This is a genomic window from Ruegeria sp. CDSA021 (genome assembly GCF_059612325.1).
Genome location: NZ_JBXWQJ010000006.1, coordinates 255,034 through 269,679, shown reverse-complemented (window position 1 = coordinate 269,679; position 14,646 = coordinate 255,034). Strand labels below are relative to the sequence as shown.

Below are 14,646 nucleotides of genomic sequence, written 5' to 3'. Positions count from 1 at the left end.
CTTGGCAGTTACGATGAGCCAGAAACCCTCTCTTATCAAATCGACCTAAACTGTCCCATGGGCGCTGACGTCAGACAAGATTGCCGCGTCGACCCGGCGCGCTTCTGGGTTTAAAATCGGAACTCTGCTAAGTCCCCAAGAGCAGCGCAACAAAGGAGCACATCATGGAGATTCACCGCGCCGGGGACCGGCCCTCTCAATTTCCCGGCAATGAGTATTTCACCGGTATGGTCCGCTTTGATCCCGTTGTGACAGGGAATGATCCCTCGCCGGTCAAGATCCTTACGGTGACTTTTGAGCCCGGCGCACGGACAGCTTGGCACACGCACCCTGCCGGTCAAACGCTGTATGTTTTGTCGGGCTTGGGCCTGGCTGGATCTGAAGGGCAGCCAGTGCAGGTGTTGCGCCCTGGCGATACGTTGTGGTTCGCGCCAGGAGAGCGGCATTGGCACGGCGCGTCGCCAGACTGCGCGATGACCCATCTGGCTGTGCAGACGTCCGTCGAGGGCAAGACTGCAGATTGGATGGAGCATGTCTCAGACGAGGATTACAGCGCAGCGCGCGCAGAGTGAAGCGCATGCGCCTTAACGAGCAAGACGCAGCGGAGTGACTCCTCTAGAGCCTTTCCTGACCCATTCTACGCCCATTTAAAGGAGGTAACGGATCTTTCGCCTCCGGAGCGCGGCCTTCGTTTGGCCCCTGAAAGGCCCTTACAGCGTGTTTTCACTTTTCTGGATTTCTGGCCGCCTCAGCCACCCATTTACCCTGCAAAATCCCATCGCTGCAAAACGTCTCTCGCCCGTGCCATTTTCTGCGCGTTGGCCACAACGTCATGCGCTCCGTCGCGCACCTCTTCATCGAGCAGAAAAGGCTCCTCGTACCCACATGCATTACAGGCAGCTTTCTCACCTGTAATCACCGTATCCTGCGATCCGCATTCTGGGCATCGTGCCTGGACGTCATCGTTGAACATATCGCGACCTCTCCTTTGTTTACCGATTGCCAGAACCGGGTCCGCCCGCCAACATCGCTGATTGGCGCATCCGCTTGAACTCGTCTGGGGTGACGGTCCCGCTGCTGACATCGATATCTTTTGGGATGCGCGCTCTCTTGTGTCCGATCGCGCGAACGCTGCCCCTTGTGATCTCCAGACAGGTTGACTCGTAACATGTAAGCCCGCTTGTGTTGATTTGGATGGAAGTCTGACCGTTCGCATCAGTTACCAACGGAGCCTGGGGCGGTGGGCTGCAGGCTGAAACCAGCAATGCGAACCCAAAATAAATCCATTTGTTCATACGAAATTCCCTTTTTCTCTAAAATAGGCTGGCAGCTGTTCAGTCAATTGTGTCGGGTGTCAGCTTCGAGCGCATCGAAGACGCTCTCGAAATATCATCGCATGATCGCATCGAGTCCAAAGCGGACCAGCACCAAAACCAGTAATGTTCTCGCACGGACGAAAATCTCAAACGTCGGTCAATTTTACCATAGTAGCAGGCTTGCTTTTTGCGCCTCGAAACCTTTTGGCGTCGGAAAAAGCGAGCGCATCCTGGCAACAAGTTCGATCTCACCATCCAGCATCTTTCGGACAGTGTTCAACCAGTAATTGAAGGTTTCAGATTCCCAATGATCTTGGACCGCGGCTTCGTTTCTGAACACTTCGTAGAAATAGAAACGATTTGGGTTTGTCTCATCCACCATAATATGAAACTGGAAAACTTCGGGTTCTTCACTGACAACATTTTGCGCTTGGAAGATGCTAGCGTCCAAAAAGGGCTGCCGATACTCAGGTTTTACGTTGATCACGAAGAACCCACCAAACATTGCATCGTCCATATTTGTCTCCCTCATTGACCTAAAAGCGGCGAAGGTCGCAAATCACACCTGTCCTGCTGGATGGCGTTAACCTACAGCAATGCGATACCCATGAACCTAAGCGGGTACCCTTTCTTTATCTGCTTCACCCCATCCTAGCGCGCGTGCAAGTTCGTGTGACATTGTCGTAAGTGTATGACCAATCTTTTCTCGCTTCGAAGGTGTAAACACCCGAAGAGACGCCGTAGCGCCGATTGAAAGCGTCGCACCAACACCTGTCTTAGTCAGCGTTGTTGCGACAGAACTGATCCCGCGCTCGAGCTCTTCAACACATACGGCATACCCTTTGGCTCGAATGACATCGAGTTCCGCGGCCAGATCCTTAGGGTCTGTAATCGTGCGATCTGTGTACCGCTTAAGCTGCCCATCCAATCGGTCTTGAGACAGCAGCTCAGGCGACACGGCGGCGATTGCCTTGGCGCAAGAGCACGCGTGCATTGGTCGTTTTCCCATACCTGGATGAAGAAAAGACACGCCCGTCTGCGGTGTCTCCACATGAATAATCTCAACCCAATGGCCCCGTAGCCGAGACAAGAAAAACGCAGCGCCATAGTCATTCGCAGCGCCAGAGAGGACAGGCGCAATCACCTGCAAAAGAGCGGGATCAGAGTGATCGCTCAACGTGATACGCTTTAGCCTAATCCCAATCGCGAACTCACCGCGGGTTGGTGATTCAAGTAGGCCGGACAAAACAAGGTCTTGAACCAGCCTGTAGGTCGTCGGTTTAGGTATATCGGACTGGGCACAGATATCCGCTACGGACGCACGTCCTTTTTGACCCACGATTTCCAAAATCAGCGCTAATCGTTCGAGATGCATTTTTCTCACTTTATGGTAACTAAGTTTTCGATATACGATACAATTTAGGGAATCAAGGGAGGAGCACACGATGGATGGACAATGCTGTGGACCGGGCTTCAAAAGTCCGCAAGAAGCCATCAAAGCCGCCCGAGAAAAGCTACTCTACACGATCGCCATCTACACCGGGACAGGGATCCAGAAACCTGATTACCTTGCTACAGTGGATGTAGACCCTGACAGCCCGACCTATTCTCAGGTAATCAATAGGCTGGAAATGCCGGGGATTGGGGACGAGCTTCACCACATGGGGTGGAACGCCTGTTCGTCCTGTCACGACGACGGCTCGATGTCCCGCAAATACCTGATCCTGCCAGGCGTACGCTCTAACAACCTTCACATCGTTGATACAGCCACTGACCCGCTTGCGCCGCGGTTGCATAAGGTCATCGACGGGGCCGAGATCAAGGCCAAGGCAGATTTATCGGGCCCGCATACGGTGCATTGTTTGGGCTCGGAAATCATCATTTCCTTCCTTGGAAATGCCAAGGGTGAAGCTCCTGGAGGCTATCTGCATCTCGACAAAGAGTTCAACATCGTCGGTCGCTGGGAAACCTCGATGGGCGATATAAAGTTTGGCTACGATTTCTGGTACCAACCGCGCCACAACGTGATGGTCAGTTCCGAATGGGCTGCGCCCAATACCTTCATGCCGGGCTTCGATCTGGAAGAAGTGGGTCATCTGAAATATGGGCGGGAGCTGCATTTTTGGGATTTCGAAAAGCGCGAACCGGTCGAAAGCTTCTATTTAGGTGAAGACGGGCTGTTGCCACTGGAAGTCAAGTTCCACCATGACCCCGACAGCACGCATGGGTTCTGTGGCGCAGCTCTTTCGACCAATGTGATCCATTGGTGGCAAGACGATGCTAATAAGTGGCGGTGGGAAAAGATCATCGACGTGGAAAACGAGATGCACCCCGAATGGCCGATCCCGTTGCCGGGGGTTATGTCGGCGATCCTGATTTCGATGGACGACAAATACTTGTACCTGAACAATTGGCTGCATGGAGATATGCGCCAGTATGACATCACCGACCCGCATAATCCCAAGCTGACCGGCCAAGTGTTTATGGGGGGTCTTTTGGGTAAAGCTCCGATCGTTAACGGGGTCGAGGTCGCGGGTGGTCCGCAAATGTTCCAGCTCTCCCTCGACGGACGAAGGCTTTATGTCACGACCTCGCTGTTCTCGACTTGGGATAACCAGTTCTATCCCGAGATCCGCGAAAAGGGCGGGGTTATCGTGATGATCGATTGCGACCCTGAAAACGGTGGTATGAAGATCAACGAGGATTTCATTGTGGACTTTGGCAAAGAACCGAATGGTCCATCGCGCTGTCACGAGAGCCGGTATCCGGGCGGTGATTGCACAAGCGACATCTGGCTATGACTATGTATACCGTGACGATCGCGAACAGAGATGGCGCGCAATACTGTGTGGATGCGCGGCGCCCACTTCTGGAAACGCTGAGAGAACAGGGCGTCGACTTGCCTTTTGGGTGCAAGTATGGCGGCTGCATTACCTGCGCGGCAAAACTAAAGACTGGCGCGATCGATCAACGCCGACAGGTTGCGCTGAATAATCGGCAAATCGCGAACGGCTATGTGATCCTTTGCGTGGCACGTCCGACATCCGACATCACGCTTGAGATCGGGGTCGAGAGCCATGGCAAGCTGTACCGCAATCCGTTTCTCGACCCTCTCAAACCCCACGAACTCAAGGCTGACATTGCGACGCCGAAGGAAGGTTAACCGATGCCCGAAGCAGATATCGACCACATCTACGATTACGACCCCAAGTACCTCGCCGACATCCTGCAGTCGGTTAAATCAATTGCAATGGTGGGGGCTAGCGCGGACAAAACGAAATTCAGCTATGGCGTTCTGCGACAGCTGAGTGAAATCGGCTATGATATTCTACCGGTGAATCCTAACCCGAATGTTTCGGAAATTAGAGGGCTCAAAGTCTACCACTCACTGGAAGAGATCGACAAACATGTTGATATGGTAGACGTTTTCCGCCCGAAGGAAGAGTTATATGCCTTTGCCGAGAAGGCTATCGCAATCGGGGCAAAAGTTCTTTGGGGTCAAATCGGTGTGTACGACGACAAAGCAGCGCAACTCGCAGAAGCGGCGGGCCTTAAAGTCGTGATGAACCGATGCCCCAAGATTGAACTCTTCCGCCCTTTTTGGAAACCGCGCCTGGACCTAAAGATATGATGGGAATTCGATTGGTAGCGGCCTCCTCAGCATCCAATGAGGGTGCCAATTGAGATATTGAGCTTACGGAAGAGAAGACAAGTAATCCTGTCACTCTACACAACCGCCTAGTCTAAAACCAAAAATGACCGATTTGTTTGGAGAACCAAAGGCCGCTTTGTCCGCAACTCTGCCGTTCAGCAGAATTCAGCGAAAGTCAGCTGCCGTTTAATACAGACCTTCAGGCGAAATTCCTCGGAATGACTACCAACAATGACCGCTATCCGCTCCCAAACCGTCATCTGAATGAAAAACTCAGATGACTTCCTTGAGCCCGAAGCGGCCAAAGAGCTGAGCCGTGCGTTAATGGCAAGTCGGGCGGGTCAATGTTGGGCGATGCTCGGATCTAGCTGGTTAGAAAAACGAAGAGAGCCATTGATCCAGATCGCGTGCCACCGCATCTTTGTAGGGAACCAGTGAACCGAACGCACAGAGCATAGGACATAAATTGAAGGGAGATTGGACCGAAAGCTTTCTTGGCATGAGAAATCTACCTCGGCGGGTCAGGGATAAGCTTCTACATGAAGCACGCGTGGTTACATACAAGCAGGGTCAGCAAGTTTTTGGACCCGACAACATCCCGGACAGTCTGATGTTTTTGTATGCCGGCCGCATACGCGTTTCTCAAAGTTCTGATGCCGGGCGAGAAATCGTGCTGTATCGCGTTGAAGCTGGAGAGAGCTGCGTGCTGACCACCGCCTGCATGCTGTCCGAGGAAGCTTATAATGCTGAGGGAATTGCCGAGACCGACGTTACGGCTATCACATTACCTAAAACTTCATTTGATAGGCTGGCTGCTGAAGAAGACAGTTTTCGCGGTTTCGTTTTCTCGGCTTATTCTCGTCGGTTGATTGATCTTTTGCGCGTGGTCGACGATGTCGCCTTTGGCAGAATGGATGTTCGACTGGCAGAGCGCCTTTTGGCGCTAGGAGAAGGCCATTCCGAAGTCCAGGCGACGCATCAGGCTTTAGCAAACGAGTTAGGGACAGCGCGTGAGGTCGTTTCACGCATACTGAATGATTTTCAAAAGCGAGGACTTATCCTTCAGACGAGGGGGCGGATCACCCTCCAGAACAAACCTCAATTGGAGCGTTTGGCGAACAGCGCATGAATTCTTTGCGTTAAGTGACATTGTCACTGAAAAGTAAGGTGCCGGCCGGTAATCAGGTTGCAACATGAACAACCGGAGACGCCTGATGGAAACCGCGTTTACGCCGATCGCCTCATTTGGAGGGGGGCTCGCAATTGGACTTGGATCCGTGCTTTTGATGCTCGGACTGGGACGGATCATGGGTGCAACGGGCATATTGTCTGGCTTGGCATTCCCAGAAAACCGCGAGGAATTCGCCTGGCGAACAGCCTTGGTTGTGGGAATGATGCTCGCACCTGGCCTGATCTATGCTGCGACCGGTGCAATGCCTGAACTTACGGTACCTGTCAGCCCGATTATGATCGTGATCGGCGGTGTGATCGTCGGTCTGGGCGCCAGTCTCGGATCTGGCTGCACGTCAGGGCATGGTGTTTGCGGACTATCTCGGCTGTCTGTTCGCTCTTTGGTGGCAGTGCCGACCTTCATGGTCACAGCTGCAATCACAGTCTTCCTGATCCGTCACTTCTTTGGAGTATAAAGCAATGAAACTTGTTTTTGCTTTGTTTACTGGCCTGATCTTTGGCGTTGGTATCGCTGTTTCGGGCATGATGGATCCGGCCAAAGTTTTGAATTTCTTCGATATTGCCGGGACGTGGGATCCTAGCCTCGCCTTTGTTATGGGTGGTGCGCTCCTGGTCACGTTCTTCGGCTACAGACTTGCCTGGCGGCAAACAACGCCGCTCTTTGGTGGGCGTTTTCAGATCCCAAACGCGACGGCCGTAGACAAGCGATTGGTTGGTGGCTCGGCTCTCTTCGGCATCGGTTGGGGAATTGCAGGCTTCTGCCCCGGCGCTGCGATACCGGCACTTGGTACCGGGCGTTGGGAAGTTGTTCTCTTTCTGGTTGCCGTTCTTGCCGGGTTTGTACTGCGCAGGCTCCTTTTCGCGCGTCCTGTTCAGTCGGAGGCGTAGCCACCGATTTCCCTGAACCTCCCTGGAGTACAATCAGATGACGTATCCCGTGAACATGAACATCAAGCCGGACGTTCAGGCCTTCTTCGATGAGGCGACGAACACCATCAGCTATATTGTGAAGGATCCCACCTCGAACTCATGTGCCATTGTCGATAGCGTAATGGACATTGACTACGCGGCGGGGCGCATCACTCACGATCACGCAGACGAGCTCGTCCACCAGATTGTAAGCCAAGATCTGAATTTGGAATGGATCATTGAGACCCATGTTCACGCCGATCATTTGAGTGCAGCGCCGTATATCCATGAAAAGCTTGGGGGAAAAATCGGCATTGGTTCAAAAATCATGATCGTGCAGGACACGTTTGGGAAGGTCTTCAATGAAGGTACCGAGTTCCAGCGTGATGGCAGCCAGTTCGATCAGCTTTTCGAAGACGGCGATACGTACACGGTTGGCAATATGCAGGTGTTCACAATGTATACCCCCGGCCATACGCCGGCTTGCATGGTACATGTCGCAGGAGATGCGGCCTTTGTGGGCGATACTTTGTTCATGCCGGATGGGGGATCAGCGCGCGCAGATTTTCCCGGCGGCGATGCAGCAACGCTTTACGATAGCATTCAAAGAGTCCTGAGCTTGCCGGACGAAACACGACTTTTCATGTGTCATGACTACGGACCAAACGGGCGGGAAATCGCCTGGGAAACAACTGTCGGCAATGAGAAAGCCCACAATATCCACGTTGGTGGTGGCAAATCAAAAGAAGAGTTTGTCAAGTTCCGCATAGAACCAGATGCTCAGCTGGCAATGCCGAAGCTGATCATCCCATCACTTCAAGTAAATATGCGCGCGGGTGAGGTGCCAACGGACGTGGACGGCAACCCCATGCTCAAGGTTCCGGTCAACAAACTCTGATTTTGAAAGGATGAGAGCGATGGAAATCACCCAAATTTCCCACGACTTCAGTACTTGCGGTCAATTGGAGACCGATGACTTGGCGGAAGTCAAAACGCTTGGATTTCGCTCGCTAATCTGTGTGCGTCCTGACGGCGAACAAAAGGAGCAGCCTACTTTTGGCCAGATCCAAGAATGCGCCAAGGCGCAAGGTCTGCAAGCTCGCTATGTGCCGGTTAAACCCTCCGGCGCAACAGAAGCGAACCACATTGCATTTTCTGAGGCGTTGGCAGAACTGTCCGAGCCTGTCCTTGGCTACTGCCGAAGCGGTCAGCGCGCTGCAATGCTGTGGCACGCACGACGAGACACTGCGGCGTAGCGGGAGGTAAAGATGCGGACGGCGCAATATCTGCCGGTTCTGAGTTGGGCTCGCAGCTATGGACGGGCAGAGCTTTCTAACGATCTGATGGCGGCGGTGATCGTCACCATCATGCTGATACCCCAATCCTTGGCCTACGCGCTCCTGGCTGGATTGCCTCCAGAAGCGGGGCTGTATGCATCCATCGCGCCAATTCTTCTTTACGCAATATTTGGAACAAGTCGCGCCTTAGCGGTTGGCCCGGTTGCCGTTGTCTCACTATTAACAGCGTCGGCGGTCGGTCAGGTTGCTGAACAAGGCACGGCAGGTTACGCGGTTGCGGCACTGACCCTCGCATTTATTTCTGGCGGTTTCCTGTTGCTTTTGGGGTTCTTTCGGCTAGGCTTCTTTGCTAATTTTTTGAGCCACCCGGTAATTGCCGGGTTTATCACAGCATCTGGGATCTTGATCGCCGCCAGCCAACTCAAGCACATTTTGGGTGTGAATGCGCACGGACATACATTGCTCGAGATCGTCGCATCGATTGCAGCGCACTTGCACGAGGTGAATTGGGTTACGCTCGTTATCGGCCTCAGTGCGACGGCCTTCCTTTTTTGGGCCCGCCGATGGTTAAAACCCGGATTATTGAGGTTGGGTGCTCCGGCGGCGCTTGCCGATATTCTAACGAAGGCGGGACCTGTTGCCGCCGTAGTTGCCACTACGGTTACGGTTTGGGCACTAGATCTTGTCGAAATGGGTGTGAAAATCGTTGGGGAAGTCCCGCGAAGCCTGCCGCCGCTTACATTGCCAGTCTTTGCGCCCGACTTGCTTGCAGCGCTGTTGGTTCCGGCGGTCCTGATTTCAGTGATTGGCTTTGTCGAATCCGTCTCAGTCGCGCAAACTTTGGCAGCCAAGAAACGTCAACGGATTGATCCGGACCAGGAACTCATTGGACTGGGTGCAGCCAACATAGGCGCAGCGTTCACCGGAGGCTACCCGGTCACGGGGGGATTTGCGCGATCAGTCGTCAATTTCGATGCTGGCGCTGAAACTCCTGCTGCTGGCGCCTATACTGCGCTTGGCCTCGCGATCGCCGCCTTGGCGTTGACACCATTGGTGTACTTTCTCCCAAACGCTACGTTGGCCGCCACAATCATTGTGGCGGTTCTGAGCCTCGTGGATTTTTCGATAGTACGTAGAACATGGGACTATTCCCGTGCGGACTTCATCGCAGTATCTGCAACGGTTTTGTTGACGCTGGGCCTAGGTGTTGAAGTCGGCGTCGCGTCCGGAGTGGCGATTTCAGTTCTTCTGCATCTATACAAGACGTCTCGACCGCATGTAGCAGAAGTGGGCCGCGTGCCTGGGACAGAGCACTTTCGAAATGTCCAGCGCCACGATGTCGAAACCGCACCTGCGGTGTTGACGCTGCGCATCGACGAAAGCCTTTACTTTGTAAACGCCGGCTTTCTGGAAGAACTGATCTTCAGTCGCCTTGCCGAGCGGACGAAGGTCAAACATGTTGTTTTGATGTTCTCCGCCGTTAACGAAGTGGACTACTCAGCGCTGGAAACTCTCGAGGCGATCAATCACCGCCTCAAAGAGCTTGGTGTTGGCCTACATCTGTCCGAAGTTAAGGGGCCTGTCATGGACAGACTCAAACGGTCTCATCTTGTCGACAGTCTGAACGGCAGGGTTTTCTTGTCCCAGAACGATGCGTGGACAACGCTCATTGCAGAAGCGTGCGAGTGACTAAGATCAGCTTGGTTTGTGAACGTGATCAGAACGAGCGCTTTGGTCCGCATAGCGAACGTATGAGCGTATTTGATTAATGAACGCCTCGTTCCCATATGTGCCATCAAAGGCAATCGCTTTCTGAATAAAAGAGAACCGCCGAAACGGTCCTTCACTCGTGAATTCTCGTTTGAACTGTGACCTCAACGCTCAGTTATGAAGGACAGCCCAGACACGAGTTGTTTCAAGCCAAGCGCCGCACCGGCGAAGATGGCAGCGAATGTTACAGGCGCGCTGTAGGCCAATAATGAAAAGGCAGATATACCTTGTCCGACGCTGCAACCGACCGCGATGATCGCGCCGGGCCCCATAATCGCCGCGCCGAGCATTTGACGCTTTAGTTCACGTGGATCCTCGCATGCTTCCCATCGGAAATGACCTTTGGACCAGGACCCCAAAAATGCGCCAATGAGAACGCCGGAGACTGATCCGACCGCAAAGGACAAAGTGTTTCCAGATGCTGTCATGAGGTAGAATACTGTGTCGCCAAGGGGTGCAGCGAAGGTGTGAGTTTGCACCGGCTCACCGTCGAAACCGTGCGTCGCAACCCAATTCGTGCCAAGCCAGCCTGAAATAATCGCCAGTCCAACTACAGATCCCCAGAACACTTGTGCAGGATTGCGGCGGAAGCGCTGGTTCGCCAATGCGAAAATCACTAAGGCAACGCCGATAACGGAGCCAATGAGCCAAGCTGGGATAGAGGTTAGCTGTTCAGCAAGGAAGCTAATGCTTTGGGGACCCTTGAGATCCATCTCTACTGGAAAGACCCATACCCGCAGATATGCCAAGGGCCCGGACATCACGACGTAAGCAGAAAGACCCATGATTAAAACGATGACGAATGATCGAAGGTCGCCACCTCCCAGCCGTGCCAGTGCGCCATAGCCGCAGTTTCCACTGATGGCCATTCCGTAACCGAACATTAGGCCCCCCACGATCGAACCGAGCGGGTTCCAGGTCAGCGCAAGATATCTTGTTCCGACAGGATCAAGCCAACCCAACGCTATAGCTGTGTGGCTGCCGACAATCGCAACACCGATCGCAATTGCCCACATGCGCAGCCGCCGATCATCATCTGCGTAGAGGTAGTCTTCGATTGCACCTAACGTGCAAAAACGGCCAATGCGTGCGGCCAAGCCCAACACAATGCCACCGATCAAACCGATCAGGGCGACGGTGTTGGCGTCTCCCAATGCTTCAAACATTGCCAGTCTCCTCCCAAAGCTGGCGGGTAATATTGGCGGATTCTACTTCTCCCTGCAGAACAGATCGTAAACGACTTCCAGGATTTGCGTCGATCGATCATCAGCCAATCTGTAGTAGATCGTTTTCCCCTCGCGTCTTGTTTTCACCAAGCCCTCGAAGCGCAAGCGGGATAGTTGTTGAGATACCGCGGCTTGACGTGCTGAGAGCATTTCTTCCATCTGGGTGACCGATTTTTCCCCTGACGACAGATAACACAAAATCATCAGGCGCCCCTCATGGCTGATTGCCTTGAGGAAATTTGACGCTGTCTGAGCATTCTCCATCATTCTGTCCATGTCTTCGGCGCACATGTCCTTGGAGAACACAGGCAGTTTCGAAGATTTGTCCAACAAGATCGCCTCGCTTTCATAGCTTCACGCATTCATAACAGTTTATGTAATGCGCCACAGTTTATCCAGAGGTCTCAATCGGTACCCCCGCGTCACGCAGCAAAACGCCCAGCAACCCCCAGAAAAAATCTTCGCCGGGATAACCTTCGATCCGGCCGACCTCTTGGCCATCGTCCAGCAGAACAAAGGTTGGCGTGTAGTGGAGAGGCCGCTCCAATGCGATGCCATCAGGTATAGCTGCGTGGATATCGACACGCTGAAGTGGAGCGGCATGTCCTTCTGGTGTCTTGGAGTAGATCTCCGAGATTTCGGCATCCCAACGTGCGCACCACATACACCCATCTTCTTCGGCCATCAGAAGCGTCATTTCTGCCCGTGAAACCACGGGAGAAACAAACAACGTGATCGCAAGCAAAAGCAGAAGTAGGTGGCGCATCTTAAGCTCCGATTGACCGCAGCGATATATCTTTATTATTTTGAATATATGAATGATAGCGCGCCAGGACAGATTTGACCATGCTCGACATTACATTTGCAGGTGCTTTAGTCGCAGGACTGTTGTCTTTCCTGTCGCCCTGCATCCTACCAATCGTGCCGTTTTATCTTAGCTATCTGGCCGGCGTCGGGATTGATCAGATTTCTGCGGGGTCAACACTTTCCGCCGGCGTTCGTCGCAGGGCAATGCTTTCTGCAATGGCATTTGCAGCTGGAATCATTACGATCTTCATGGCACTTGGAGCGACAGCGTCGATTTTCGGTCAATTGGTCCGAGAGTATTTCGACATTCTGCGTTGGATCGCTGCGGCCATCATCATTGTGATGGGCATGCATTTCTTGGGGATTATCCGCATCGGGTTCCTGTATCGCCAATTTCGTGCGGATGTTGGTGATACATCAAATGTGAGCCTTGTTGGAGCATATGTTCTTGGATTGGCGTTTGCTTTTGGCTGGACCCCCTGTGTTGGGCCGGTGCTCGCTGCGATCCTGTTCACAGCGGCCGGAACCGAAACGGCCTGCCGTGGAGCGGTGCTTCTATTCGTCTACGGTGTTGGAATGACCGCACCGTTTGTTCTGGCGGCCTTCCTGGTCCGCCCCTTCATGCAGTGGATGGCACGGTTCAGAAAGCACTTGCCCCTCATCGAAATGGCAATGGGTGGCTTTCTGGTGCTCTTCGGCATTCTCATCGCAACCAACTCCATCAATCACATCGCACAATGGATGCTCGACCATATGCCTTGGCTTGCAGCCATTGGATAACTCGGGAGGAAGACATGAATCGAGTTTTGTCAGTATTGATCGCTTGTCTGATCGGCGGGGCAGTTTCCGCCGCTGAACTGGGCGACGACGGTTTGCATAAAACGCCGTGGATGCGCGACACCTTCAAAGACCTTCGTGAGGATCTTGAAGAGGCGTCAAGCGAAGACAAGCGGTTGGTTTTATTCATTGAGCAACAAGGCTGCATCTATTGCAAAAAAATGCACAATGAAGTGTTTCCCCAGCCCGACTTGGCGGCGTTTATCGAAGAGAATTTCTTTGTCGTTCAACTGGATTTGCATGGCAGCACCACCGCCACCGACTTTGACGGGGAAGAGGTTGAGCAAAGAGCACTGATGCGCAAATGGGGGATTCTGTTTACCCCGACACTTGTTTTTCTGCCGGAAGAGGTGCCAGAGGATGCTACAGCCATTGACGCTGCGGTCGCTGTGATGCCGGGAGCTTTCTCTAAGGGGACAACCTTAGATCTTTTCACCTGGGTCGACGAGAAGCGATACGAACTCGATAATGGCGAAGATTTTCAACGGTATCATGCCCGGCGCATTCAGGAGCGAAATAATGTTTCTCAAGATTGAGCTCCATCATTACAAATAAAAAAATTCATTATGATGAATTTAATGTTGCGACAGGCGGCACTCGTCGACTACGGTACACAAATGCTTTGGGTCGCAAGGCGCCGCCGGCGTGTTAGCAAATGGGAGGGATCATGAAGCTGAGACTCTTAACATTAGTCTGCGCAATGACGGGCGTCGCCGCATTTGCGGCAGATACAGACCCGAGAGACGTAACCTATGACGACTATGGCGCTATCGAAGTCTCTTTGACTGGCGCTAACGGTGATGCGGCAAATGGCGCGCTTATCGTTGGCGACAAATCAAAAGGCAATTGCGTGGCATGCCACGCGGTCTCGGCTTTGGCCGAAATACCGTTCCATGGCGAAGTTGGTCCGATGCTGGATGGCGCTGGTGATCGTTGGACCGAAGCAGAACTTCGCGGATTGGTCGCAAATGCAAAGATGACATTCGAAGGCACGGTGATGCCTGCGTTCTACAAGGATGACGGATATATCCGCCCGGGCGACGCCTATACCGGAAAAGCCCCAACAGCGCCTTTGACGTCGATCCTAACAGCACAAGAAATCGAAGACGTGGTCGCGTTTCTTGCGACCCTGAAAGAAGAATAGATGCGCTTCCAGGCGCAGATTTTCGAAGAATCAAAGGAGATTGAAAATGGAACTCTCTCGCCGCGAGACACTGGCCCTTGGGCTGAGCGCCGCGTTCCTGACAATTATGCCGCTTCGTGCAAATGCAGCTGCTGAAGATGCCATCGCGGCATTTACAGGCGGGGCAGATGTGGCTGACGGCGGTGTTACATTGACTGCACCGGAAATCGCTGAAAACGGCAATACTGTGCCAATCGAAGTCAGTGCTCCGGGCGCAGCTGCAATTCTAATCGTGGCTGCAGGCAACCCCGAACCTGGCGTTGCAACATTCAATTTCGGTCCGTTGGCGGCTGAACAAGACGCATCAACCCGCATCCGTCTTGCCGGAACGCAGGACGTCATTGCCGTGGCGAAGATGGCAGATGGCAGCTTCGCCAAAGCGTCCGCGACCGTAAAAGTGACAATCGGCGGCTGCGGCGGCTGATCGCCACGCGCCCTGAAGAACAGGAGATTAACC

20 protein-coding genes are annotated in these 14,646 nt (G+C 53.3%); 14 read left to right on the top strand and 6 right to left on the bottom strand.

Going from position 1 to position 14,646, the window contains the following annotated elements; translation table 11 throughout:
* The first annotated feature begins 164 nt into the window (after positions 1-164).
* Positions 165-572 carry a (R)-mandelonitrile lyase gene (locus tag AC2FLD_RS10815; protein ID WP_496669295.1) on the top strand — a complete coding sequence of 136 codons (408 nt, stop codon included), beginning with the start codon at positions 165-167 and terminating at the stop codon, positions 570-572.
* Between the two features lie 188 nt (positions 573-760).
* On the opposite strand, the gene AC2FLD_RS10810 is transcribed toward AC2FLD_RS10815, so the two are convergent.
* From AC2FLD_RS10810 to AC2FLD_RS10800, 3 genes are all read right to left on the bottom strand, one after another.
* Positions 761-973, bottom strand: coding sequence for a eukaryotic translation initiation factor eIF-2-beta/eIF-5 family protein (locus tag AC2FLD_RS10810; protein WP_050605469.1), 213 nt, complete (start codon positions 971-973; stop codon positions 761-763).
* Between the two features lie 506 nt (positions 974-1,479).
* Positions 1,480-1,833 carry a putative quinol monooxygenase gene (locus AC2FLD_RS10805; protein WP_050605471.1) on the bottom strand — a complete coding sequence of 118 codons (354 nt, stop codon included), beginning with the start codon at positions 1,831-1,833 and terminating at the stop codon, positions 1,480-1,482.
* 96 nt (positions 1,834-1,929) lie between these two features.
* On the bottom strand, positions 1,930-2,691 hold the full coding sequence (locus tag AC2FLD_RS10800; RefSeq protein WP_496669293.1) for an IclR family transcriptional regulator: 762 nt from the start codon (positions 2,689-2,691) through the stop codon (positions 1,930-1,932).
* 70 nt (positions 2,692-2,761) lie between these two features.
* Here AC2FLD_RS10800 and AC2FLD_RS10795 point away from each other — a divergent pair, with 70 nt between their 5' ends.
* The 9 genes from AC2FLD_RS10795 (at position 2,762) to AC2FLD_RS10755 (ending at position 10,055) form a co-directional block, all read left to right on the top strand.
* Entirely contained in the window at positions 2,762-4,117 is a 1,356-nt protein-coding gene (locus tag AC2FLD_RS10795; RefSeq protein WP_496669291.1) for a selenium-binding family protein, read from the top strand.
* A gap of 2 nt (positions 4,118-4,119) precedes the next feature.
* Complete coding sequence (locus AC2FLD_RS10790) at positions 4,120-4,479, top strand: 2Fe-2S iron-sulfur cluster-binding protein (RefSeq protein ID WP_050605474.1); 360 nt, start codon at positions 4,120-4,122, stop codon at positions 4,477-4,479.
* Positions 4,480-4,482: 3 nt separating this feature from the next.
* Entirely contained in the window at positions 4,483-4,947 is a 465-nt protein-coding gene (locus AC2FLD_RS10785; protein WP_496669288.1) for a CoA-binding protein, read from the top strand.
* 520 nt (positions 4,948-5,467) lie between these two features.
* Positions 5,468-6,097, top strand: coding sequence for a Crp/Fnr family transcriptional regulator (locus tag AC2FLD_RS10780; protein ID WP_496669316.1), 630 nt, complete (start codon positions 5,468-5,470; stop codon positions 6,095-6,097).
* Between the two features lie 85 nt (positions 6,098-6,182).
* Positions 6,183-6,614 (top strand): YeeE/YedE family protein, encoded by a 432-nt coding sequence (locus AC2FLD_RS10775; protein WP_496669286.1) that lies wholly within the window; start codon positions 6,183-6,185, stop codon positions 6,612-6,614.
* A gap of 4 nt (positions 6,615-6,618) precedes the next feature.
* Positions 6,619-7,047, top strand: coding sequence for a DUF6691 family protein (locus tag AC2FLD_RS10770; protein WP_496669284.1), 429 nt, complete (start codon positions 6,619-6,621; stop codon positions 7,045-7,047).
* A gap of 37 nt (positions 7,048-7,084) precedes the next feature.
* The gene (locus tag AC2FLD_RS10765) at positions 7,085-7,966 is read left to right on the top strand and encodes an MBL fold metallo-hydrolase (protein ID WP_496669282.1); all 882 of its coding nucleotides are present in this window, start codon (positions 7,085-7,087) and stop codon (positions 7,964-7,966) included.
* Between the two features lie 19 nt (positions 7,967-7,985).
* The gene (locus AC2FLD_RS10760) at positions 7,986-8,324 is read left to right on the top strand and encodes a protein tyrosine phosphatase family protein (RefSeq protein WP_496669280.1); all 339 of its coding nucleotides are present in this window, start codon (positions 7,986-7,988) and stop codon (positions 8,322-8,324) included.
* A 12-nt stretch (positions 8,325-8,336) separates the two neighbouring features.
* The gene (locus AC2FLD_RS10755) at positions 8,337-10,055 is read left to right on the top strand and encodes a SulP family inorganic anion transporter (protein ID WP_496669278.1); all 1,719 of its coding nucleotides are present in this window, start codon (positions 8,337-8,339) and stop codon (positions 10,053-10,055) included.
* A gap of 185 nt (positions 10,056-10,240) precedes the next feature.
* Here the strand turns inward: AC2FLD_RS10755 and AC2FLD_RS10750 are convergent, their stop codons facing one another.
* From AC2FLD_RS10750 to AC2FLD_RS10740, 3 genes are all read right to left on the bottom strand, one after another.
* Complete coding sequence (locus AC2FLD_RS10750; RefSeq protein WP_496669276.1) at positions 10,241-11,302, bottom strand: YeeE/YedE family protein; 1,062 nt, start codon at positions 11,300-11,302, stop codon at positions 10,241-10,243.
* A 42-nt stretch (positions 11,303-11,344) separates the two neighbouring features.
* Positions 11,345-11,653 carry an ArsR/SmtB family transcription factor gene (locus tag AC2FLD_RS10745; RefSeq protein WP_142635976.1) on the bottom strand — a complete coding sequence of 103 codons (309 nt, stop codon included), beginning with the start codon at positions 11,651-11,653 and terminating at the stop codon, positions 11,345-11,347.
* 100 nt (positions 11,654-11,753) lie between these two features.
* Positions 11,754-12,128, bottom strand: coding sequence for a hypothetical protein (locus tag AC2FLD_RS10740; protein WP_496669274.1), 375 nt, complete (start codon positions 12,126-12,128; stop codon positions 11,754-11,756).
* 80 nt (positions 12,129-12,208) lie between these two features.
* On the opposite strand from AC2FLD_RS10740, the gene AC2FLD_RS10735 reads away from it, so the two are divergent.
* From AC2FLD_RS10735 to soxY, 4 genes are all read left to right on the top strand, one after another.
* Positions 12,209-12,949: a cytochrome c biogenesis CcdA family protein gene (locus tag AC2FLD_RS10735; RefSeq protein ID WP_496669272.1), complete on the top strand. Its 741-nt coding sequence runs from the start codon at positions 12,209-12,211 to the stop codon at positions 12,947-12,949.
* A gap of 14 nt (positions 12,950-12,963) precedes the next feature.
* A complete protein-coding gene (locus tag AC2FLD_RS10730; RefSeq protein WP_496669270.1) occupies positions 12,964-13,542 on the top strand; it encodes a thioredoxin family protein in 579 nt (192 codons plus the stop codon).
* 131 nt (positions 13,543-13,673) lie between these two features.
* Positions 13,674-14,150: a sulfur oxidation c-type cytochrome SoxX gene (soxX, locus tag AC2FLD_RS10725; RefSeq protein WP_496669268.1), complete on the top strand. Its 477-nt coding sequence runs from the start codon at positions 13,674-13,676 to the stop codon at positions 14,148-14,150.
* A gap of 46 nt (positions 14,151-14,196) precedes the next feature.
* Positions 14,197-14,613 carry a thiosulfate oxidation carrier protein SoxY gene (soxY, locus tag AC2FLD_RS10720; protein WP_496669266.1) on the top strand — a complete coding sequence of 139 codons (417 nt, stop codon included), beginning with the start codon at positions 14,197-14,199 and terminating at the stop codon, positions 14,611-14,613.
* The last annotated feature ends 33 nt before the right edge of the window (positions 14,614-14,646 follow it).